The organism is Bacteroides sp. AM23-12, assembly GCF_003434395.1.
Taxonomy (GTDB): Bacteria; Bacteroidota; Bacteroidia; order Bacteroidales; family Bacteroidaceae; genus Bacteroides; species Bacteroides thetaiotaomicron.
This window is the reverse complement of the sequence record NZ_QTLF01000001.1, coordinates 268,689-293,853: the sequence shown is the minus strand read 5'-3', so window position 1 is coordinate 293,853 and position 25,165 is coordinate 268,689. Positions and strand designations below refer to the sequence as shown.

Annotated in this window: 14 protein-coding genes; 9 read left to right on the top strand and 5 right to left on the bottom strand. The window is 43.4% G+C overall.

Translation table 11 applies throughout. The features are described 5' to 3' along the window. The first annotated feature begins 22 nt into the window (after positions 1-22). From DW640_RS00945 to DW640_RS00910, 8 genes are all read left to right on the top strand, one after another. Positions 23-3,376, top strand: coding sequence for a TonB-dependent receptor (locus DW640_RS00945; protein ID WP_117576881.1), 3,354 nt, complete (start codon positions 23-25; stop codon positions 3,374-3,376). Positions 3,377-3,382: 6 nt separating this feature from the next. Continuing rightward, on the top strand, positions 3,383-5,323 hold the full coding sequence (locus DW640_RS00940) for a RagB/SusD family nutrient uptake outer membrane protein (RefSeq protein ID WP_199610189.1): 1,941 nt from the start codon (positions 3,383-3,385) through the stop codon (positions 5,321-5,323). A gap of 36 nt (positions 5,324-5,359) precedes the next feature. Then, positions 5,360-6,652 (top strand): BT_3987 domain-containing protein, encoded by a 1,293-nt coding sequence (locus DW640_RS00935; protein WP_074856368.1) that lies wholly within the window; start codon positions 5,360-5,362, stop codon positions 6,650-6,652. 82 nt (positions 6,653-6,734) lie between these two features. After that, positions 6,735-9,308: a M60 family metallopeptidase gene (locus tag DW640_RS00930; protein ID WP_022469956.1), complete on the top strand. Its 2,574-nt coding sequence runs from the start codon at positions 6,735-6,737 to the stop codon at positions 9,306-9,308. Between the two features lie 233 nt (positions 9,309-9,541). Next, positions 9,542-10,945, top strand: a complete 1,404-nt coding sequence (locus DW640_RS00925; protein ID WP_008759920.1) for a Gfo/Idh/MocA family protein — start codon at positions 9,542-9,544, stop codon at positions 10,943-10,945. A gap of 108 nt (positions 10,946-11,053) precedes the next feature. Continuing rightward, complete coding sequence (locus DW640_RS00920; RefSeq protein ID WP_011109173.1) at positions 11,054-11,944, top strand: YitT family protein; 891 nt, start codon at positions 11,054-11,056, stop codon at positions 11,942-11,944. Positions 11,945-11,967: 23 nt separating this feature from the next. After that, a complete protein-coding gene (locus tag DW640_RS00915) occupies positions 11,968-15,342 on the top strand; it encodes a glycoside hydrolase family 2 TIM barrel-domain containing protein (RefSeq protein ID WP_072066205.1) in 3,375 nt (1,124 codons plus the stop codon). A gap of 29 nt (positions 15,343-15,371) precedes the next feature. Further along, positions 15,372-16,463 carry a phosphotransferase enzyme family protein gene (locus DW640_RS00910; RefSeq protein ID WP_072066204.1) on the top strand — a complete coding sequence of 364 codons (1,092 nt, stop codon included), beginning with the start codon at positions 15,372-15,374 and terminating at the stop codon, positions 16,461-16,463. A gap of 45 nt (positions 16,464-16,508) precedes the next feature. Here DW640_RS00910 and DW640_RS00905 read toward each other — a convergent pair whose 3' ends face one another. From DW640_RS00905 to DW640_RS00885, 5 genes are all read right to left on the bottom strand, one after another. Further along, a complete protein-coding gene (locus DW640_RS00905; protein ID WP_074856367.1) occupies positions 16,509-17,159 on the bottom strand; it encodes a DUF3256 family protein in 651 nt (216 codons plus the stop codon). A gap of 10 nt (positions 17,160-17,169) precedes the next feature. Then, entirely contained in the window at positions 17,170-18,069 is a 900-nt protein-coding gene (locus DW640_RS00900) for a DMT family transporter (protein WP_016268488.1), read from the bottom strand. 64 nt (positions 18,070-18,133) lie between these two features. Then, positions 18,134-18,943, bottom strand: coding sequence for a tRNA pseudouridine(38-40) synthase TruA (gene truA, locus DW640_RS00895; protein ID WP_008764438.1), 810 nt, complete (start codon positions 18,941-18,943; stop codon positions 18,134-18,136). Between the two features lie 47 nt (positions 18,944-18,990). Continuing rightward, entirely contained in the window at positions 18,991-23,148 is a 4,158-nt protein-coding gene (locus DW640_RS00890) for a response regulator (RefSeq protein WP_061474374.1), read from the bottom strand. Between the two features lie 304 nt (positions 23,149-23,452). Beyond that, positions 23,453-24,088 (bottom strand): DUF5033 domain-containing protein, encoded by a 636-nt coding sequence (locus DW640_RS00885; protein ID WP_008759912.1) that lies wholly within the window; start codon positions 24,086-24,088, stop codon positions 23,453-23,455. 497 nt (positions 24,089-24,585) lie between these two features. On the opposite strand from DW640_RS00885, the gene DW640_RS00880 reads away from it, so the two are divergent. After that, positions 24,586-25,155, top strand: coding sequence for a DUF3575 domain-containing protein (locus DW640_RS00880; RefSeq protein ID WP_008759911.1), 570 nt, complete (start codon positions 24,586-24,588; stop codon positions 25,153-25,155). Positions 25,156-25,165 lie beyond the last annotated feature (10 nt).

The following is a 25,165-nucleotide window of genomic DNA, read 5'->3' as shown; positions in this document are numbered from 1 at the left end:
TAACCTCACAACAAGTTAAATCATGAAAAAAAATCACAGTTGTTACCGGAGGCGATATCTGAAGCATATCGCACTCGTTTTGCTCTTTTACCCCTTGTCCGCTCTTGGAGCTCAGGGACACATATCTATCAAGGGGCAATCAATCACTATTATGCAAGCTATCCAGCTTATAGAAAAAAACAGCGACTACACGTTTTTCTACAACGCAGCAGATCTCGAAGACAAACAACGGAAAGACATTAATTGTAATGGTCCTATTGACGAGATTCTGGATGAAGTTTTCAAAGACAGCGGTATTAGCTATATCGTAAAAAACAAAGAGGTTATTCTCAACGTACAAAAAACGAATAACACCCAACAAAAGAAAAAACGTACTGTAACCGGTACTATCATAGACGCAGTGGACGATAGCCCCATCATTGGAGCTAACATCACGATTAAAGGTGACAAGAACACTGGTACAATCTCGGATATTGATGGTAATTTTAGTCTTTCCATACCCGACAATAAGACGATCCTTGTCGTAACTTACATCGGATATAAAACTCGTGAAGTTCCTGTAGAAGATCTAGGGAATATCAAAATTGTACTGGAAGGAGACGATCATACCTTGAATGAAGTTGTCGTAGTCGGTTCCGGTACCCAAAAGAAGGTCAGCGTAACAGGAGCTATCACAAGTATAAAAGGTGCCAGCCTCAAACTGCCGTCATCTACCCTGTCCAACTCATTTGCCGGAAAGTTGGCGGGTGTCATCGCAAAAACAAACTCCGGAGAGCCTGGCTCCGGTGCCGAATTTTACATTCGCGGTATCGGTACTTTTGGTGGACGAGCAACTCCTCTGATTTTATTGGATGATGTAGAAATATCATCCGGTGACCTTAATTATGTGCCAGCCGAGAATATTGAAAGCTTCTCTATCCTTAAAGATGCATCTGCCACCGCTATCTATGGTTCACGCGGAGCTAACGGTGTAATGATCGTCACAACTAAAGGCGGAGAATACAATAGTAAAACATCCATCAACGTTACAGCGGAAAACTCTTTCAACTACTTAGACAAGTTCCCGGAATTTGTGGACGGAGCTACTTACATGGATATGTATAATAAAGCTTCATTAGCCAGAAACTCTTCCGCTACACCCAAATACAGTGCTACAGACATGGAACGCACGGCATCCGGAGTCAACCCATACCTATACCCCGATGTAAACTGGCAAGACGTATTGTTCAAAAACATGAGTATGCGCCAACGTGCCAACGTCAACATTTCCGGTGGTGGTTCTAAAGTTAAATATTACATGAGTTTGGATGTCAGCCATGATTCAGGCTTGCTGAACACAGGGAAAGCATATTCATGGAACAACAATATTAATATAATGAACTATACCTTCCAGAATAATATTGCTTATAAACTGACGCCGACGACAACAATCAAAATGAATATGAACGCTCAGATCCGTCAGAAAAAAAGCCCGAATGTATCAAGAGAGGATTTGTTCAAACAGATTCTGACTACTACCCCCATAGAATTTCCGGTTACTTATCCAAGTCAGGACGGGCGTATCATGTACGGCAATAACATCATCTCAGGAAGTACCTTATACACGAACCCCTATGCCAGGATGATGACATCCTTTGCCGAAACGAACGAAAATACACTTAACACAGTTATCAAGATAGACCAGGATTTGGATTTTATCACTAAAGGGCTTAAAATTAATGCTTTTGTAAATTTCAAAACCTGGTCAAGTTCTTACTTTAATCGTAGCATTGCTCCTTATTATTATCGCATAAAAAGCGGAAGCTACGATGAAACCGACCTAGAAAATACGAATTATGAATTGGAACTGCTAAATTCGAATGGCAGCGATTATATCAGTCAGTCGGCTATCGGAAAGTCTTCCGACCAAACATTTGAATTACAGTTCAACCTAAACTATGCCCGTCAATTCGGTCTGCATAATGTAGGTGCCATGTTACTCTACAAACAACGCGAATACAGAAGCGGCGTGTTACCCAACCGTAATCAAGGCCTTTCCGGACGTCTTACTTATGATTACGGACAACGCTATCTATTTGAGTTTAACTTCGGTTACAACGGGACCGAACGTCTGGCCAAAGAAGACCGTTTCGGATTCTTCCCTGCCGTCTCTTTAGGATGGGTAATAAGCAATGAAGCTTTCTTCGAACCAATGAAAAATGTAGTGGACAATCTCAAGGTCAGAGGTTCCTACGGTCTTGTAGGTAGCGACGACCTGGCAACAGCCGGCGGAAGTTATTACCTGTATATAGACAAGATTACAAACAACGACCTGTCTTATTTGAAATGGACTTCCGGACAAAATATGGACTACCAATTAGGAGGTCCTCAGATGGCATACTACGCCATGTCCGGTTTGGGATGGGAAAAAGTAAAGAAGCTCGATATAGGTATTGATTTTACATTGTTCCGCAACTGGACATTTACCTTCGATTATTTCTACGACAAGCGTTATGACATCTTCATGAACCGTGAAGCATGGCCGCAATCACTGGCTTATCATATTGCCAAACCTTGGAGTAATATTGGTAAAATGGATAATAAGGGAGTAGAATTCAGTATTAATTATGCCAATAACTTCTCCAGAGATTTGTCTGTCAGTCTACAGGCAAACTTCACCTACAACAAAAATAAAATGGTCTATGTGGATGAACCGGAATATCCGACAATATGGAAGTCAGAAACCGGAAAACCTTATTCACGTATTACCGGCTACATAGCAGAAGGCTTATTCAAGTCACAAGAAGAAATAGATAACAGCCCTGCCCAGAATTTGGGTTCTACACCCAAGGTCGGAGATATTAAATATCGTGACCTTAACGGTGATGGTATCATTGATTCGGATGACCAGACGATGATCTCCAAATATGGAAGTACTCCACGCTTACAATACGGATTTGGCGGAACTGTCAACTACAAAAAGTTTGATTTTGGTGTCTTCTTCAGTGGCTCTGCTCTGCGTTCTATCATGACAAACGGTATTGACCCTTTCCAAGAAGGAATAGCCGTCGGTAACAGAAATGTATTAAAATATATAGCCGATAATTACTGGTCGGAAGAAAAACAGAATTGGGATGCCAAATATCCTCGTTTGGGACTACTTGCAACAGACGTTGCCAACAATACAGTGAACAGTAGTTACTGGTTGAGAAATGGTTCTTTCCTCCGATTGAAGAATGTAGAAGTAGGATATAAGATACCTTACGGACGTATTTTCGTCAGCGCAGCCAATCTATTCACCTTTAGTCCGTTTGACCTTTGGGATCCTGAACTGTCTTCTTGGAACAGTTATCCTATGCAAAAAACTGTCAATGTCGGAATTCAACTTCAGTTCTAATTTATTATGAGAAAAAATATGAAACTAACACGCATCTTTCAAAATATAAGTATAGCAGTTATTATCACTGCATTGGGCTTAACCTCATGTGATTATCTAGACGTCGTTCCACCCGAACAACCCAATATCGATGACGCAATGTCAAGCCCCACCCGAGCTTTAGGATTTCTTTATTCCTGTTATGGAGGTGTCAGTACAGACTTACCCAGTGCCTATCTGGGGGAAATAAACTCTACGACAGACGAATATGTATTACCTTATTCATGGAACACAGACGGTTATTGGGGCGCCTATGCATTTAACACTGCATCATCCACTAACCAAGACTGGCTATGGGAAACTACTTACCAATATATAGGACAATGTTATCTGTTTTTACAAAAGTTGGAAAATGCGGGAAGCGACATTGCATCTGATGCAGAAAAGGAACAATGGAGAGCCGAATGCCAATTCCTGGTAGCTTATTACCACTTCGCTACTTTAAGAAGATATGGTCCCATCCCAATTACAGACTCGTACATTCCGATGGATACCCCAACGTCAGAGTATAATGGACGTTTTCACTTTGACTATTGTGTAGACTGGATTGCGAACCAGCTGGATGAAGCCGCCAAAGTACTTCCTGCCAACCGCACCGTTACCAATGAATGGGGTCGCGCTACATCTACTATAGCTAAAGCTGTAAAAGCACGTTTGTTACTTTATGCCGCATCTCCTTTATGGAACGGAAGTTTCCCCTACCCTAACTGGCAGAATGAGAATTTCGAGACTCCGGGTTACGGTAAAGCTTTGGTAAGCAATACTTATGACAAGAGCAAATGGGAAAGAGCACTGGCCGCATGTCAGGAAGCACTTACATTAGCTACAACTTCCGGTGACCGTGAACTTTACGATGACGACGAATATTACTCCCGACAATCCCTGAACTTACCTTTTGTTCCCGGAGTAGCAGACGTGGAAGATAATAAAGAATTCCTGAAAAACGTAATGAAGATGCGCTATGCCGTAAGTACACGTGAATCTGAAGGAAACAAAGAAATTATCTGGGGATTATCCAACCAGTTTGATTTTTATTCCCGTTATCCGCTTCGTATTCTGAAGAAATCGGATGGAACATGGCATGCTGGTTATAGTGGTGTATCTCCTACATTATATACGTTCGAACATTTCTATACAGCTAACGGGAAACTACCTGAAAAAGACCTTGACTTTACTCCTTCCTCTGAATGGTTTGAGTCAGCAGGTATCTCTTCACGGGAAGACATTATCAAATTGAATGTGGGTCGTGAACCTCGTTTCTATGCATGGATGGCTTTTGACGGTGGTGACTACGGAACTAAATTTGCGGCCGGTTCTCCTCTGAAACTGGAAATGAGGAATTCGGAAATGCACGGTTACAATCCGTCTCTATTTAATCGTGACCATAGTGTCACAGGGTTCCTGACACAAAAGTTTGTTGATCCGGTAACTGAATTCTATACAGCCGGCGGTTCTACAAGCGGAACAAGCGCACCTACTATCTTATTCCGCCTGGCCGAACTCTACCTAAACGTAGCAGAATGCCATGCAGCATTAGGAAATACACAGGAAGCCATTGATGCACTAAATCCTGTTCGTGAACGTGCCGGAATCCCTAAATTAACATTGGCTGATATCACAAATAATATGACAATAAAAGACTGGGTACACAATGAACGTTTTGTTGAATTATGGAACGAAGGTCACCGCTTCTTCGATGTCCGCCGTTGGGCAGAAGGAGCCAAGTACTTTGGAGCAAACAAACGGGAAGGATTGAATGCAGAAGTTCAAAGTCCCACATTCGAAGAATTTAATAAACGAACTACAGTTGATGCACCTTATGTGTGGGAAAACCGCATGTACCTGAATCCGGTATTCTACAACGAAGTATACAAAAATCCGCAAATGGTACAAGCACCCGGATATTAATTATTTTTTATTCATTCATAACAATATAGAATATATATGAAACATATATCAATAGCATTGTGTTTGTGCGGGATGATTCTGATGAATACTTCCTGCGACAATTATGACGATACCTATCCGCAGGAATATGAGAAAATACTATCACTGCAGACCACCGGTGAGCAAGCCGTAGATCTTTATAAAACAGGAGAGGCTACTAACTATTCAATAACGGTCATTAAATCCGGAAGTCAACCCACATTGACAGCTTCTGCCCATATCGGTGCAATGGATGCAGTCAATTTTGAGAAGTATATCTCCGAGAGAGGTTTGGACTATGTGGCAATGCCTGCCAATTGTTATTCGTTCAACATGGAAGAACTCGATTATTCTTCTGCTGAAACCTATAAGATCATCAATTTACAGTTGAATACCAACGAGATAGAAATCTTTGAGCAGACTCTTGAAGAGGGACAAACGTGTGTTCTTCCAATCATGCTGACCAGTACATCCGATTCCATCCTGGCGGATAAAAACACATTAGTTCTGAAACCGGAGATTATTACTCCATCTCTTTCAGTCACTGAATCCAGTTCAGGAACCGTGACTAAATATTTATCACAAAGTGGAGGTATCATTGATCTTGCTTTAGGATTGCAAGTCGAAAACCAATGGAATTTCACCTGTAAAGTAGCAATTGATGAAACTACTACTACCTTAGAAGGAGCAACGTTAGTTTCGGATATCATCTCATTTGAGCCTGGAAACACATCTTCTGTTCAGGTTAATATCCCTAAGTTTACGAAGACCTCCGGAAATGTGGGTATAAAGATTCTGGAAATTAATGGAAAAGACGGTTTCGAATTCGACACGAATCCATTTATACTGGTTGCATCTGTTGAAAAATACAGTCTGACAGCGGACATGCTTTCCAGTAATGCAATAGAACCGTCAGAAGGTTCCTTAGCTAATTTATTGGATGGAGACATAGGTACCTACTTCCACAGCGCGTGGAGTGTATCAATTGCCGACAAGCATTATGTTCAAGTAAAATTGCCCGTATCAACTAAGACATTCCGTTTCACCTATACAAACAGATCAAATAACGGAAATGCCGCTTTGGCATGGTTCAATTTATATACAGGAACGAATGAGAACAATTTACAACTTTACAAGCGTTTTGCGTGGGATGAAGATGGTCTCCCGTCAGGTGCTGCAGGAGTTTATGTTTCTCCCGACGTTTCAATAGACAATGCTGCCAACACCTTACGCTTTGAATGTGAAAGCAACTGGACCAGTGGTTCCTTCTTTGTATGGAGCGAATTTAGTCTGTTCATACTGTCCGAATAATAAATGAGAGACAAAGGGTGAGTCAGACTTTTGATTCACCCTTTTATACCTCATCTATCTTAAAAACTAATACAGCAAAAAAATGACAATAAAAAGATTCATTACTAACCTGTTAGCCCTTTTTACTCTATTCACAGTTTCACTGGCATGCAAGGATACCGAAAAATCGATTATAAATAGCTCCTTCAGTATCAGTGAAGAATATCTGATACAAAATCTGGATAAATCAAGTACGTCTGTCCAGATTCCAATTAACACATCTATGGAGTTAGCTCAATGGAGTGTCTCTTATGAAGCAAACTGGCTACAATGCTCAAAACAAAAGACAGCAGCAGAAGGAACTTTCCTGAGAATTACAGTGAATGAAAATACAGGCGAAACCAAAAGAACAGCCAACATAAAAGTAACATCAACTACTGCTACCTATACTATCACCGTTAATCAATATGCCAAAGGCGAAGTAATTGTTGAGGGTGACATCAAGGTTACACCAACCGGAGGCAAAGCGAGTGAGCATCAGGAGGGACAGGATATTGAAAATACATATGATGGCAAATTTTCAACTGATGGAGCTGCCCCTTTCCACACTCCGTGGGGACAATCCGCCAAATTCCCTGTCACGCTGGAATACTATTTTAAAGGAGATACGGAAATAGACTACTTAATTTATTATACACGATCCGGTAATGGAAACTTCGGAAAGGTCAAAGTATATACAACAACCAATCCTGACCGATCAGATTATACATTACAGGGAGAATATGACTTTAAAGAGCAGAATGCTCCTTCCAAAGTTTCATTTTCAGAAGGCATAAAAGCGACCGGAATCAAATTCGAAGTATTAAGCGGTCTGGGTGATTTTGTAAGCTGTGATGAAATGGAATTTTACAAAACAAATACGGATAAAACACTGGATAAACAACTTCTTACCGTATTCACCGATATAACTTGTACGGAAATAAAGAACAACGTCACCAACGAACAGATACAAGCTCTGCCAGACTATTTCGTCAGAATAGCAGAAGCGGTTCGTGACAATACATACGACAAATGGGAAAAAGAATTTCGCATTCGCAGCTATGAACCATACAGTAATATTGCTGAATGGGCGGATAAATTAATGACTAAGAAATATAGTGATCTCGACAATCCGACTGGTATATCCGTCAAGGCAGGAGACGATATCATCGTATTGGTTGGTGACACATACGGACAGAATATTTCAATGCAGTGTATTTGGGAAACAGGAACAGAATACAAGCAAACAGCTTCTTCAGGCGATGTCTATATGCTAAATCCCGGAGTCAACAAACTGACTATGAAAGGAGAAGGACAATTGTTTGTCATGTACAACACCGAACTGACTTCAAATACAGCAAAACCCATCAAAATTCACATACCACTCGGAAGTGGCACAGTGAACGGTTTCTTCGACCTGAAAGAACATAAGACAGACGAAAAATACGCTGAATTATTGAAAAAATCAACACACAAATACTTCTGCATACGCGGTGAAAAGATCATGTTCTATTTCCACCGCAACAAATTATTGGAATATGTACCCAACAACATCCTCTCAGCTATCCATCTATGGGATAACATTGTCGGCTGGCAACAAGAATTAATGGGAATTGACGATGTACGCCCATCACAAGTCAACAACCATTTATTTGCCATCTCACCGGAAGGAAGTTATATGTGGGCTTCTGACTATCAAATCGGATTTGTCTATACCTACTTAGGCAATATCTTGTTGGAAGATAATGTAATGGCAGCGGAAGATAACGCGTGGGGACCAGCTCATGAAATTGGCCATGTTCATCAGGCAGCTATTAACTGGGCCAGTTCTACCGAATCATCTAATAATCTGTTCTCTAATTTCATTATCTATAAATTAGGAAAATACAAATCGCGTGGTAACGGGTTAGGAAGCGTTGCAACCGCCCGTTATGCCAACGGGCAGGCTTGGTATAATATGGGAGACGCAACCCACCAGAACGAAGACACAGAAACGCATATGAGAATGAACTGGCAACTATGGATTTACTATCACCGATGCGAATATAAAACAGATTTCTGGCAAACACTTTTCAAACTGATGCGTGAAGTGAATATGACCGAAGGTGAAGATCCCGGGAAAAAGCAACTTGAATTTGCCAAAATGGCAAGTAAAGCCGCCAATCAGAACCTGACAGACTTTTTCGAGATGTGGGGATTCTTCGAACCTGTCAATACGACTATCGAACAGTATGGAACATACAAATACTATGTAAGTGATGCGATGATTCGGGAAGCAAAAGAATACATGGCACAATTCCCTGCCCCGAAACATGCTTTCCAATACATTGAAGACAGAAAGAAAAGTGAGTTTCCACCGAATGACTACCGCTATTCGGCAGTCGGAGATGTCGGATATTACACTCAATTCAAAGAAAATCAGAAGATAACCAAAGCTATCACGGCAGAGCTGGCAGGACGCAAGGTCTCCATCCAAAACGGAGATGAAGCTGTGGCTTTTGAACTCAGAGAGAATGATGAAAATGGAAAATTACTTTATTTTTCTACCTTCACGACTTTCGAGATTCCTTCATCTATATTGATGGTGAATGCCAAATTATATGCCGTACAAGCTGACGGAAAACGTATTCTGTTATAAGAATAATTTAACTTAACACACATTACAGATGTAGAAACGGCATCGCTCACTGTTCGGGCGATGCCGAAAATATCATTATAACATAGCGAATAGTGCGACTCTTTTTCTACCAAAAATATAGACGGGCAATGAAAATATCTACAATAATTACACTGGATTGATTAATTAATTAGTATTTTTGACACCGAAATGAAAAACCAATTAATAACCCCCAATTAAAAATTAAAAGAAAGATGAAGAAACTACTACTTAACACACTCATCGGTCTTGCATTGTTGACCTGCCAGACCAGTTTTGCTCAAAAGACAAAAGCAAAGTTCTCTCCGATTAAAGTAGAAACTCCGGCTCGTCCGGCAAATCAGCAAGATGTAATCCAACTCGTTACTCCTAAACTTGAAACAGTCCGTGTAGGCTTTATCGGATTGGGAATGCGCGGTCCCGGTGCGGTCGAACGCTGGACACATATTCCGGGAACTCAGATTGTAGCTTTATGCGATCTTCTCCCCGAACGTGTTGAAAATGCTCAAAAGATACTGGAGAAAGCCGGTCTGCCGAAAGCAGCTTCCTACGCAGGAGACGAAAAAGCATGGAAAAAGCTCTGCGAACGTGACGATATCGACGTGGTATACATAGCTACAGACTGGAAACACCATGCAGACATGGGTGTATACGCTATGGAACATGGCAAACATGTAGCCATCGAAGTACCTGCCGCTATGACACTGGATGAAATCTGGAAGCTAATCAACACTTCTGAAAAGACTCGCAAACACTGTATGCAACTGGAAAACTGCGTATATGACTTCTTTGAACTGACTTCACTCAATATGGCACAACAAGGTGTATTCGGTGAGGTACTTCACGTAGAAGGTGCTTATATACACAATCTGGAAGACTTCTGGCCGTATTACTGGAACAACTGGCGTATGGACTACAATCAGAAACATCGTGGTGATGTATATGCAACTCATGGTATGGGCCCGGCTTGCCAGGTACTCAATATTCACCGTGGCGACCGTATGAAAACTCTCGTAGCTATGGACACCAAAGCTGTGAACGGTCCGGCATACATTAAAAAGTCTACCGGAAAAGAAGTAAAAGACTTCCAGAACGGAGACCAGACCACAACCCTCATCCGTACGGAGAACGGCAAAACAATGCTGATACAGCACAATGTAATGACTCCCCGTCCTTACAGCCGTATGTACCAGGTAGTTGGAGCTGATGGCTATGCCAGCAAATATCCGATTGAGGAATACTGTCTAAGACCTACACAAGTAGACTCTAATGATGTGCCGAATCACGAAAAGCTGAACGCACACGGTTCTGTATCTGAAGATGTAAAAAAAGCATTGATGGCTAAATACAAAGATCCTATTCACAAAGAACTGGAAGAAACTGCCAAGAAAGTAGGTGGACACGGCGGTATGGATTATATCATGGACTATCGTCTGGTATACTGTCTGCGCAATGGTTTGCCACTGGACATGGACGTTTACGACCTCGCAGAATGGTGTTGTATGGCCGAACTGACCAGACTCTCCATCGAAAACGGTTCTGCTCCGGTAGAAGTTCCTGATTTCACCCGTGGCGGATGGAACAAAGTGCAAGGTTACAGACATGCTTTTGCCGAATAAGCCATTATACCTTATTAATATATAAACTTACGGATAGCCAGACTGGGAAAAAGTCAGGTTATCCGTAAGTTCATGTTCGGCACTTTACTGATTATTATAATCACCTATATGAAAGCAGATATTTTAAAACCCTCTAGACAGACTATCCTTCGGGAAGCCAAAGATTATGTGATGATCGCCGTAGGTATGATACTTTATGGCATCGGATGGACCGTTTTCCTACTCCCCAACGACATTACGACGGGCGGAGTGCCGGGTATTGCATCTATTGTATATTGGGCAACGGGATTCCCGGTACAGTATACATATTTCAGCATTAACTTTTTCTTATTGTTGCTTGCGCTTAAGTTATTGGGATTAAAGTTCTGTATTAAAACTATTTTTGGAGTATTCACCCTGACTTTCTTCCTGTCCGTTATCCAGCAACTGGCATCAGGCGTTTCCCTTCTTCGCGACCAACCTTTCATGGCATGCGTCATCGGAGCATCGTTCTGTGGCGGCGGTATCGGAGTTGCGTTCTGCGCCAACGGAAGCACCGGCGGTACGGACGTCATTGCCGCCATCATCAACAAATACCGGGACATAACCTTGGGAAGAGTCATACTGATCTGCGATATGATCATCATTACCTCCAGTTATTTCGTTCTGAAGGACTGGGAGAAGGTGGTATACGGATTTGCAACACTTTACATTTGCAGTTTCGTCCTCGATCAGGTAGTAAACAGCGCACGTCAGTCTGTCCAGTTTTTTATCATATCCAATAAATATGAGGAGATAGGACGACACATCAACGAATACCCTCACCGTGGAGTGACGATCATCAATGCAACCGGCTTCTACACAGGCAGAGAAGTGAAAATGATGTTTGTGCTTGCCAAAAAGCGGGAGTCTACCATCATCTTCCGACTGATTAAAGATATCGACCCCAACGCATTTGTATCGCAAAGTGCCGTTATCGGAGTTTATGGGGAAGGCTTCGACCATATCAAAGTTAAATAAAAAAAGAAACAAGATTGAAAAACATGAAATACAGATCATATCACCTATTACTGGCAGGAATATTCTCTCTGTTAACAACAGGCGCTATGGCCGAAAAGACATCCGACAAACCTTACTGGCAGGATGTGCAAGTTGTATCGGTCAATAAAGAATATCCGCGTACTTCCTTCATGACGTACGATAACCGGACTGATGCACTTACCGGGAAGTTTGAAAAAAGCAACTATTATCAGTTGCTGAACGGTACATGGAAGTTCTTCTTTGCAGACAGCTACAAAGACCTTCCCGCCAATATCACCGACCCTTCCGTGAGCACGGACTCCTGGAATGATATCAAAGTCCCGGGCAACTGGGAAGTACAAGGGTATGGAGTGGCTATCTACACCAACCACGGTTATGAGTTCAAGCCCCGTAATCCACAGCCTCCCAGCCTTCCGGAAGCCAATCCCGTGGGAGTCTACCGTCGGGACATCGATATTCCCGCCGATTGGAAAGAACGGGATATCTACCTCCACCTCGCCGGAGCGAAATCAGGTGTATATGTATACATCAACGGACAAGAAGTAGGATACAGCGAAGATTCCAAGAACCCCGCAGAATTCCTGATCAACAAATACGTGAAACCGGGTAAGAATGTACTTACACTGAAAATCTTCCGTTGGAGCACAGGTTCTTATCTGGAATGTCAGGACTTCTGGCGTATCAGCGGTATCGAACGGGATGTTTATCTGTATTCACAGCCCAAAGCCGCCCTGAAAGATTTCCGCATCACATCGACACTGGATGACAGTTACAAGAACGGAGTATTCGCTTTGAACGTCGACCTGCGCAATCATCGTCCGGCTGCAACCAATCTGACACTGGCATATGAACTGCTCGACGCTCAGGGAAAAGTAGTTGCCACCGAAGAGAAGACAACTTATGTCCCTGTCAACGAGACACGAACCCTTTCTTTTGACAAGAATCTGACCGATGTACACACATGGACATCGGAACACCCGAACCTTTACAAGCTAGTAATGACTGTCAAAGAAGAGGGTAAAGTCAATGAGATTATCCCTTTCAACGTAGGATTCCGTCGCATCGAGATCAAACCTATCGATCAGAAAGCCGCCAACGGAAAACCTTATGTATGCCTGTTTATCAACGGACAACCGCTGAAATTGAAAGGAGTCAATATCCACGAACATAATCCGGAAACCGGACATTACGTCACCGAAGAACTGATGCGTCGGGACTTCGAACTAATGAAACAGCATAATCTGAACAGTGTACGTCTCTGCCATTATCCGCAGGACCGCCGTTTCTATGAACTTTGCGACGAATACGGACTTTACGTGTACGATGAAGCCAATATCGAAAGCCACGGTATGTACTACGATCTACGTAAAGGCGGCTCATTAGGCAACAATCCCGAATGGCTGAAACCACACATGGATCGCACAATCAATATGTTCGAACGCAACAAGAACTACCCCAGCGTCACTTTCTGGTCGTTAGGAAATGAAGCCGGAAACGGATACAACTTCTACCAGACTTATCTTTGGTTGAAAGAAGCCGACAAGAACATCATGCAACGTCCCGTCAACTATGAACGTGCACAATGGGAATGGAACACCGATATGTACGTACCTCAGTATCCGGGTGCCGGCTGGCTGGAAGATATCGGCAAGAACGGCAGCGACCGTCCTATTGTCCCGTCAGAATATGCACACGCAATGGGCAACTCTACCGGAAATCTCTGGGGACAATGGCAGGCTATCTATAAATATCCGAACCTTCAGGGAGGATATATCTGGGACTGGGTAGATCAGGGTCTGCTCCAGAAAGACAAGAACGGAAGAGAATACTGGGCTTATGGAGGTGACTTCGGAGTAAATGCACCCAGCGACGGTAATTTCCTCTGCAACGGTCTTGTTAACCCCGACCGTGGTCCGCATCCGGCAATGGCAGAAGTGAAATACGTGCATCAGAATGTCGGCTTCGATGCGATTGACGCAGCATCGGGCAAGTTCAACATCACGAACCGTTTCTACTTCACCAATCTGAAAAAGTATCAGATACATTACAGCGTACTGGCCAACGGAAAAACCGTCAAAAGCGGAAAGGTATCACTGGACATCGCTCCGCAAGCTTCGAAAGAATTCACCGTACCGGTAAATGGTCTGAAAGCCCGTCCGGGAACGGAATATTTCGTTAACTTCAGTGTGATAGCCGTAGAACCGGAACCGCTGATTCCCGCCGGATACGAAATTGCATATGACCAGTTCCGTCTGCCCGTTGAAGCCGAAAGGAATACGTACAAAGCCAACGGCCCCGCATTACAAACTCAAACCCAAGGAGACGAACTGACTGTTTCTTCTTCAAAAGTAAACTTTGTATTCAACAAGAAGAGCGGTCTGGTTACCTCATACAAAGTGGATGGAACCGAATACTTCAAAGACGGATTCGGCATCCAGCCCAACTTCTGGCGGGCACCTAATGACAATGATTACGGAAACGGTGCTCCCAAACGCCTCCACGTATGGAAACAGTCCAGCAAAGACTTCCACGTGACAGACACGAAGGTAAGCACAGAAGACAAAGCCGTCCTGTTGCAGGCAACTTATCTGCTGGCAGCCGGCAATCTGTATGTTGTCACCTATAAGATATACCCAAGCGGAATCGTTCATGTAAATGCCAAATTTACTTCTACCGATATGCAGGCTGCCGAAACAGAAGTCTCCGAAGCTACCCGCATGGCTACCTTCACTCCCGGAAGTGATGCAGCCCGCAAAGCCGCTTCCAAGCTGGAAGTTCCCCGCATCGGTGTACGTTTCCGCTTACCGGCACAGATGAATAATGTACAGTATTTCGGACGTGGTCCGGAAGAAAACTACATCGACCGCAATCACGGAACCATGGTAGGCATCTATCAGACAACCGCCGATAAGATGTACTTCAACTATGTACGTCCTCAGGAGAACGGACACCACACGGATACGCGCTGGCTTAACCTGTCTCCCGATAAAGGAAACGGCCTTGTCATCGTTGCCGACAGCCTGATCGGTTTCAACGCACTGCGCAATTCCGTCGAGGACTTCGACTCGGAAGAAGCGCTACCCCACCCCTACCAATGGAATAACTTCAGCCCGGAAGAAGCTACCAACCACGACGAGAAGGCCGCCCGCAATGTATTGCGCCGGATGCATCACGTCAACGACATCACTCCAAGAGACTTCGTCGAAGTTTGTGTCGACATGAAGCAACAGGGAGTAGGCGGTTATGACAGTTGGGGGGCACGTCCCGAACCTTTCCACCAGATTCCCGCCAACCGCGAATACAACTGGGGGTTCACTCTGGTACCGGTCCGTTCCGGCAGTCAGGCTACCGAAGCCACCAAATATGATTATCGATAACCTTAGTATAAATTTTAAAGAAAAGACCCATGAAAGATTTATCAAGTATTGTAGCCAAGTTCAACACCCAAGGTACTATCACAGAGATCAAGCCTTTGGGAGCAGGACTTATCAACGACACATACAAAGTTAACACACAGGAAGCAGACGCCCCCGACTACGTTCTGCAACGCATCAACCATGCCATCTTCCAGAATGTAGAAATGCTTCAATCCAATATTGCCGCAGTCACCGGACATATTCGCAAGAAACTGACCGAAGCCGGAGAAGCCGACATCGACCGCAAAGTTCTCTCTTTCCTCGTCACTGAAGAAGGAAAAACTTATTGGTTTGATGGAGAAAGCTACTGGCGTGTCATGGTATTCATTCCGCGTGCCAAAACGTACGAGACTGTCAATCCGGAATATTCCAATTATGCAGGAGAGGCTTTCGGAAACTTTCAGGCTATGCTTGCCGACATTCCGGAAACACTGGGAGAAACCATCCCCGACTTCCATAACATGGAATTCCGTCTCAAACAGCTACGTGATGCAGTCGCTGCCAATGCTGCCGGACGAGTAGCCGACGTACAGTATTATCTGGACGAGATAGAAAAACGTGCGGACGAAATGTGCAAGGCAGAACGCCTGTTCCGCGAAGGAAAGCTTCCGAAACGAGTATGCCATTGCGATACGAAAGTAAACAACATGATGTTTGATGAAGACGGGAAAGTGCTTTGCGTCATCGACCTGGATACGGTAATGCCGAGTTTCATCTTCTCCGACTACGGTGATTTCCTCCGTACAGGTGCCAACACCGGAGATGAAGATGACAAAGACCTGAATCGTGTGAACTTCAACATGGAGATATTCAAGGCATTCACCAAAGGATATCTGAAAGGTGCCAAATCGTTCCTCACTCCCATTGAAATAGAGAATCTGCCTTATGCTGCCGCTTTATTCCCCTATATGCAGTGCGTACGGTTCCTTGCCGATTATATCAACGGAGATACTTACTACAAAATCAAATATCCCGAACATAATCTGGTGCGCACCAAGGCACAGTTCAAACTACTTCAAAGCGTAGAAGAACATACACCGGAGATGGTGGCATTCATCAATGAGTGCTTGGTTAATGGATAATGGAGAATGGAAAATGGATAATTAGTGGAAATGGGGCGGAGCTGTTTATTTGGTAAACGCTCCATTCTTCCACTGATAAACAATAGGACGGCGGAGAAACGGTTTAAGTTTTTCTGCCGTTTCTTTTGACATATAGTCGGGAGTGGACAGAGTGACAGCCAGTTCTGTATTTTCCTTGTTCATATCCACTTTCATCAATAAGATGTCTGCAGAACGGGAGGCCTCGTCAAATTCGTATATCGCAGTGGAGTCCGGAGTAAGCAGAAAATCGTTCATGACCGGCAGGGTGATGAATGAATCGGCAGTCAGAGGTTTCCAGTCTGTAGTATAGAAGCGGATGCTGCTGTCACAAGCCGGAGCACATGCCGTAGCTACCGTACAAATCACATTCGTGGTATCATTCAAAGCCAATACTTTCATCTGCCAAGTGGTTTCCGGAGTCATCTGCATCCGGATATAGTCCTTACTCAGATCGGTCATTTCCGATTTCTGTCCGAAGCGGTTTTCCACTTGTGCTTTCATTTTACTGCTCAGAAAGTCGATGCAGTCTTCACGGTTCACCTTCGTAAGCAAGGGACAAAGTGAATCCGGTACGTTGATAAAAAGAGTCTTTGCTTCCTGCGCCTGTGAAGAGACAAAAGTAAACAGACTGATGATGAAAAATGCGATGGTATAAGTGATTTTATTTGATTTCATATTGTACTTTTTATTTAGACCCCAAATATAAGAATATCATTCCGATTAACACGAGGATAAGGTCAATCGCTTTGCTTTTTAAATTCTTTTCACGGAAGAAGAGCGCTCCGAAAATGAAAGATACGATCACGCTTCCCCGACGAACCATCGAAACGATGGAGATCATGGAGTCATCATAGCTCAGAGCATAAAAGTAGACAAAGTCTGCCGCCGAAAGGAATACGGAAATCAGAATGATGGTCCAGTCCCAGCGGAAAGGAGTGGTCGTCTTCCGTTTGGGCCACCAGAGAAGGAAGATAATGGTTCCCATGATAAAGAACTGGTAGACATTATACCACGATTGCACCAGCATCGGATTCAGCTGTTTCATCAGAAACTTGTCATACAATCCGCTGACAGCTCCCATGACTGCTGCCAGTATAATAAAGAGAATCCATTTGTTATGCTTGAAATCGATCCCTTCTTTCTTCCCCGAACGGCTCAACATAAAGAAGGAAGCCACTGCCAGCATCACTCCGATCCATTGGTAGAGATTCAGACGCTCGCCAAACACCAGCATTGCTCCTACAAGCACCATCACCGGACGGGTAGCATTGATAGGCCCCACAATGGTAATAGGCAAGTGTTTCATCCCGAAGTAACCGAATATCCACGATGACAGAACGATAAACGACTTGATGATAATATATTTATGCTGCTCCCATCCTGCAACGGGAACATTAAAGATGGTTCCCCCAAGGAGATCAGGCTCGAATGCCGATACCAAAATGAACGGCAGAAAAATTAGACTGGAGAAAAGCGTATTCAAAAACAATACAGGCAACACCGCATTATCTTTCAATGACTGTTTCTTGAATACATCATAAAATCCCAGCAAGGTAGCCGAGAGAAAAGCTAATAATAACCACATGTTGAAATAAGTAATAGGTAATAAGTAACAAGTAATATTGAGCTGACTGGGAAGTCGGCAGTATCTAACACTCCCCTCCTTCGGGAAGGAGTGTAGATAGTACTGACTTTTTAGTTTCCTCTGAGAAAATATCTTCCGGATATTCTACGTTGACAAGGAAGAGCGCATTTCCCGGAGCGGAAGTTCCCGCTTTGCAACGATCCTGTTGTTCTATCACTTTACGGAAACCTTCCACGGTCAGTTTGCCGCGTCCTACCTCGAGCAATGTTCCTACGATGGCACGCACCATATTACGGAGAAAGCGGTCGGCACGGATAGTAAATACCCAGGTGGTGTCTTCGCCTTCCATCTTCGTCCATTCGGCATGGGAGATGTGGCAGATGTTTGTTTTTACATCTGTATGCAGTTTGCTGAAACTTGTAAAATCAATGTATTCGAACAGGGTTCGTGCAGCCTCGTTCATCCGTTCATAATCCAATGAACCATAGACACGGTAGCGGTACTGGCGGTTGAAAGGATATTTGGCGGTAGTCACATAATACTTATATGTCCGGGCAGTCGCGTCAAAACGGGCGTGCGCATCCGGTTTTACCTGACGGACACGATAGACAGAAATATCTGGAGGCAACAGACGGTTCAACTTGTCGGCGACAGTCACCGTATCGAGCACGTCTTCATGATCAAAATGTGCCACCATCAGCGAGGCATGCACCCCCGCGTCCGTCCGGCCAGCACCTATCACTTCCACATCACGACGCAGAAAAGTAGACAAAGCCTTCATCAAGCATTCCTGCACACTACTCCCGTTGGGTTGTATCTGCCAACCGTGATAGTTGGTTCCATCATAAGCCAAATAAATAAAATACCTTTGCACGCCGATTCCTCATTTTAGGGTTTTCGACTGCAAAAGTAGTCATTTTTTTATTCATACGTAGAAGGAGTCGTACCAAATGCATCCACAAAATGTTTGCGGAAAGTCGGAATGTCATTATACCCCACCATTTCGGCAACTTCCTGCACTGCATATTGTTTCGTTTTCAACAGCACTCCCGCACGGCGCATACGTACTCCTCTGATCAGTTCTATAATGGTATAGTCTGTACTTTGCTTCACTTTGCGGTAAAGGGTGGGCTGACTCATATTCATTTCCGCTGCCAGTTTCTTCACACTGAAGTCCGCCTCGCAAATATTTTCTTCCACAATTTTGATAACAGCTGTGATAAACGGATCTTCCGTCTTCACTTCCTCACCCGCCTGTTCCGGTTCGCTCACGACAATTGTATCCGTTCCCGGCAATTTGAACAACTTCGTGTACATCTGCTTCAACGTCTGACGACCATTAATCAGACTGCTGACTTTCGCCTTCAGAATGCCCGGAGTAAATGGTTTCAGTACATAATCATCCGCACCCAGCTGCAGTCCGTGAATAATATCGTCGTCTTCTACCTTTGCCGTCAGCATGATAAAAGGAATACTGCACGTTTCCGGATTCTCCTTCACCTCCCGGCAACATTCGAAACCGTCTTTCACCGGCATCATGACATCACAGATGATCAAGTCCGGCATCTCTTTCATTGCCGTATCGACTCCCTCCTGCCCGTTGGTTGCCATCAACAAGTTATATTCATTGCCGAAGAGCACTTTCAGATACAGGCGGATATCCTTATGATCTTCTACAATCAATATCGTCTTTTTAACTCCGCCCGCTACGGGGGATGCTACTTCTTCGGCAGGCAATGCCTCCGCAAAAAGCGGCAGTTGCTGATCCTGTTGCACCACAGCATCCTCTACTGCCAAATCCTGTTTCTGTGTTTCTGCCGATTCGGGTTCCAGCTCTGCTACTTCTGTCAGTTCTTCCGGATCAATAAACTGAATATTCGGATTGTTTTCAAAGACATCTCTGTCGGCGGGAAGATTGACCGTGACCTTCGTCCCCTTTCCTTCAGTACTTTCAAGAGTAATCGTTCCGTAATGAGCTTCGATCATCTGTTGCATGATGGTGAATCCCATTTGCGCAGCCGACATATCACGTTCCGATCCTTCATTCTCGCTCATCAACTGCTCAACAGTTCTTACCCTTTCTTTTCCGTCATCTTCTACTATCAGGCAGACATAGTGCATATTGTCATTCACGACCTCACAAACAGATAAAGAAACCGTTCCCGCATAATGCGTATGGGTGAAAGCATTTGTCAACAGATTATGAATGACGAATTCTATTTTCTTTTTGTCCACATAAAATTCCATCTCCTTCTTGATTCTCTTCTCGCAATGGAAATCAATGGTATACACCTTCAACAAGTCCCGGACACCAAAAAGAGAGCTGTCGATCATTTTATCCACCGAATACGGAGCAACTTCCAGTTTTGATTCCATATTGCCCTGCCCGTATACTGCCAGCAACTGGTCGCAGGCATCCACCATGCGGAGTGAGTTCCGGTACGCCACCTGTAGAGAAAGCTGAGAAGTCTGAGCGTCATCCTTCTGCAATTCCTTCAGCGGAGCGATGATGAGTGACAACGGCGTACGCAATTCCTGCACAAAGAGCATCAGCAACCGGTTCCTCATCGCTTCTATCTCTTTTTTTTGTTCCTGTTTCAGCTTTTCGAGATTCAGATTCTCCTTCAGTATCATCTCACGGTCACGATGAATCTGTTTGCGCTGATCCTTCTTTCTGAAATAAGAATAGAAGAAATAAGATAATCCGCCAAGTAACAGAACATACATGATATACGCCCATATAGTCTGATACCATTTACCCTTCACCACCAGAGGAATCTCGATTACCTCCCCTTCTTTCCCATCCGGGAAAACCAGCTTAGCCTGCAAGGCATATTTTCCGGCAGCCAATCCGTTGAACCACAGTCCTTCTGCAAGCGGTATCATTTTCCATTCTTTGTCCGCAGGAAGCAGACGGTAAGCAATCTTGCGCTGTGCCAGTCCGTAACGCAGATCGGAAAAGAACAAATGAAAGTCGTTGTTATCGGAAGCAAACACCAGTTTCTCCTGTTTTTCCGGAGAAACAGCCAGAATCATCTGCCCGTTCCGCTTTTCTCCTGCCAGCACCGTTTCTCCACCGACTTCCACATCGGTCAGCATCAAATGCTTCTTGCCACTATCGCCTTTGGTAGCAGAAGGATCAAAGAAAATCAGCCCCCAGGAATTCGCCCATAACAAGCGTCCGTCATTCAAACGACAGACTGCACTGCAGTTTCCCACCGACAGATAACTATAAAAAGCCTCCTGTCCATTTCTGATGGTCATCACTCCTACATTGTTTCCTGCCCATGTGTTTCCGATATGGTCGTCGACCATGCAACTGACATGTCCGTCCGTCAATCCACTCTGCAGTGTATAAACAGATTCTATCTTATCCTTCTCTCTTCCGTCGATGCGAATAACGACGTTCAGATAGGCTGCATAAATCTGATTATAGTTATTCACATACAGGGTTCGCACTCCGGCTTCTTCCAGCCCATTCTCCTTTTCATAGTTTCCTTCCACCCGTATCTGGTCACCGTTCGTTTCAATTCTTTTCAGCCCTTTATCCGTACCTACCCATACATTTCCTTCCTTATCTTCAGTGATGGCAAATACATTCTTGATTTCACCGGGCAGCTTTATATTTTTGCATCCGTGAGTTTTAGGATCTACCTGTACCAGTCCATTCGAAGTACCTACCCACAAACGATTCCACGAATCCAGACAGAAACAGTGGACAACAGCCTGCATCCTCCCGCCTTCGCTGTTTTTCAACTGAAAAGATTCCACGTCTTCCGTAAGCGGATTGACAGAGATGATCTCTCCCAAATTGTTACCCAGCCAAATGTTTCCATCTTTACCTTTATATATGTGATAACGTCCGGAGAGACCGGATACTTTTTTCCATGGTTCAAAATGTGTATCCATCGAAAATGACGGAGTAGTACTTCTCATGATGCCTCCATCGGTCACCGTCAACCAGATATACCCTTTTGCATCTTCGACCATGCCATCCACTCTGGATTTGAAATTCTGCCGTACCCGGCTGTACATACTGTCGCTGATATCAAACTTTACCACTCCGCCGCCAAAGGTACCTACCCAAAGAATCTGCTGCCTGTTATCCCATAGCAGACTGGTCATCTTATTTTCGATCCTTGAATGGAACGCTCTTTCCCCCTGTGTCAGCAGTGTCAATGTAAACGGACTCTCACACAAATTCAGATTCTCAAAATGCAATTTATATAATCCGTCCCATGTCGTCAGATAAAACGTCTGCTTATCTTTCATCACCATATCCGTAACATACGAGTTGGAGAAATCCGGCTGGTCGCCCCCCTCGAGAGAGACTACACGTTCCTTATGCGATTTAAGGTCATAACATACAATATCATTCCATAATCTGCATATCCATAAATATCCCTGTCGCAAAAAGAGTCTGTTCACCACATCATATTCTCTGATCACAGAAGTTCTTTTGGTTACGAGATCATAATGTATCACCTTTTCGCGGTCAACGGCAAAGTACAGGTTTGTTTTTCCATCCGTGCAAAGATTAGTAATCTTTCCTTTTATCAAAGGTTCGGGATTCAATATACAATAGACGAAATCTTCTTTTCCTTCTTTCTTGCGGATGGGACGCGATTCGAACAATCCATGCGAAGTAGCCAGATACAGGCTGCCATCATTCCAGCAAAAATCCTGAATCTCTTTAAGTTTCAGCGGCCTGTCAAAACGTACAGGCAAAAACTTTTCCATTTCTTTGTCAAAACAGGTTATTCCCCCCTGATAGAGTGAAGCATAAAATAAACCGTCAGAACCTTCCTTCAGCGTTTTTACAGCCTGATGCAAAGGAGTGGAAAGGGAGTCAACGCTCATAATGAGCGGATAATCACGAAATCTGAAGCCATCGTAGCGGGAGATTCCCTTGTCGGTAGAGAACCACATAAAGCCTTCGCTTCCGTAACAAACATGATAAATAGTATTATTTCCGACTCCGTTTTTAATTATTTGCGGTTCCAGGTCCCAGTGGGTATCTATAGAGTATGACGGAAGAAAAACCGTCAACAGCAACAACAGAAAGAAGAACTTCCTCATATCTTAATTGTATTTTGTTCATGTGTATTGGCTGATAAAGATATATAATTAAATCATTAGCAAATCGGATAACAAATATTTTTTAGCAATAATTCACAATAAAGTAAAAGCCCGCTGATTCGTAAAAGAATCGGCGGGCCTCCCATTGTTTGTTTCTTAATTGCCTGAATGACCAAAGCTATATTGTTTGCTGTCTGGTTCCTCTTTTTGTCTGATGGAATCTCCGTGCACGGCGCAAGGAGCCCTTTTATATAAGTTGTATATATTGTAACGTAATACCTAAAATCAATAAATTCCTGTTGTATTAATTAGCTGCTTTGGAAAGAGTAAAGCTATAAGTTCCCTTATTATCCTTGAAGTTGTAGCTACCTTTAAAGCTTACGGGTACCTTAACCAGGCAATTACCCTGGTCGCTTACACGGAAATAGAGATAAGAAGTCGAGCTGAATACACTGTTTCCTTCAGCAGTAGTAGATAAGGAAGCTCCATAACCCTGCCAGTTGAACAGGTCAGTCGAGGAAGAGTATGTAGTACCTATATAAAATACTCCGCCGTTATTATCAATATTAAAGTTGATGGAAACACACAATGCGAATTGTTCTACGAAAGCACCGCTTCTGGTACGGGCCTGATATTCTGCGATCATCTTCACTTCTTTTCTGTCACCACCTTCGTAGTATCCTTCCAAAGTTTCCGATTCACAGTTACGGATAGTATTACCATTCTGACGAAGCGCTTCAAGCACACTTGCCATTTCTTCTGCAGTCACAGAAGGTACATCACCTACTTTAGAGTCAACAGTTGCAGATTGTATACCATATAAAGATATCATGGATTCAAAGTTTGAAGAGTTGTCTTCAAAACTATCACTTTCAGCATTAGAACATGCTACAAAAGTTAATGCCAATACACATGCGAAAAAGAATTTAATTGATTTCATATTAGTACCTCCTAAATTTTATTTGTTTTTTTAATTTGTTTGCGAACTGTTGTTTGTTATTTCGTCCGCTTCTTACACTTCATATTGTTTATCTGTTCATGTTCCTTAGGAGGGAATCTTTTAAACTTAAGTTGTCTTATTTATCTTTTCTTGTTTGTTTGTACACTGCAAACATAGGCGTTTTATTCAATAGAAAAAACTTTTCAGGAGACAAAATGAATGAATTACCACTCTTTAACGAACGAAATACAGCTTATTCAAGCACTTGAATAAGATATGCAAGTATCAAATCGCCGCTCATCTGCGATTCATTCAATACGAGCGGTAAAAACACCACCTATTACCAACGAATTATATGCCACCTATAAAAAGAATGATATACCACCCCACTTATTAATTTCCATTGAAAGGAAAGAGAAGAAAGATGAATCCACCAATTAACGTCTATTCATATAACCGTTACTTTTGCAACATCAACAAACAAAACCCATCATGCGATGAAAAAGAAAAGAATCTTATTTTTGTTCGTTACCTTGTTTGCTTCTACCTTATTATATAGTCAGGTAGTCGGAGTGAAAACCAATCTTGTAATGGACGCGATGAAAATTATCAATCTCGGAGCCGAAGTCGGTCTGAGTAAGAAGTTAACGCTGGACTTGTATGCCAACTATAATCCGTGGAAATACAAAGATCAGAAGATGATGAAGATGCTCGCCATCCAGCCGGAACTCCGTTACTGGTTCTGCGACAAGTTCAATGGACACTTTGTGGGATTCCATGTACATGGAGGCGTCTACCAGGCTGCCGCCATCAATATGCCCTGGGGCATCTGGCCGGAACTGAAGGACCACCGCTTCAAAGGCAATTTCTTCGGTGCTGGTATTTCCTACGGTTATCAATGGATTCTTGCCAAGCATTGGAATCTGGAAGGGAATATTGGTGTAGGTTACGCACGTGTCAAGTATGAGCAGTTCGAATGCAAGACGTGCGGTGAGAAGGTTAGCGAAGGACATAAGAACTATTTAGGTCCCACGAAAGCTGCTATCAGTTTAATCTATTTATTCTAAAACAAAACAA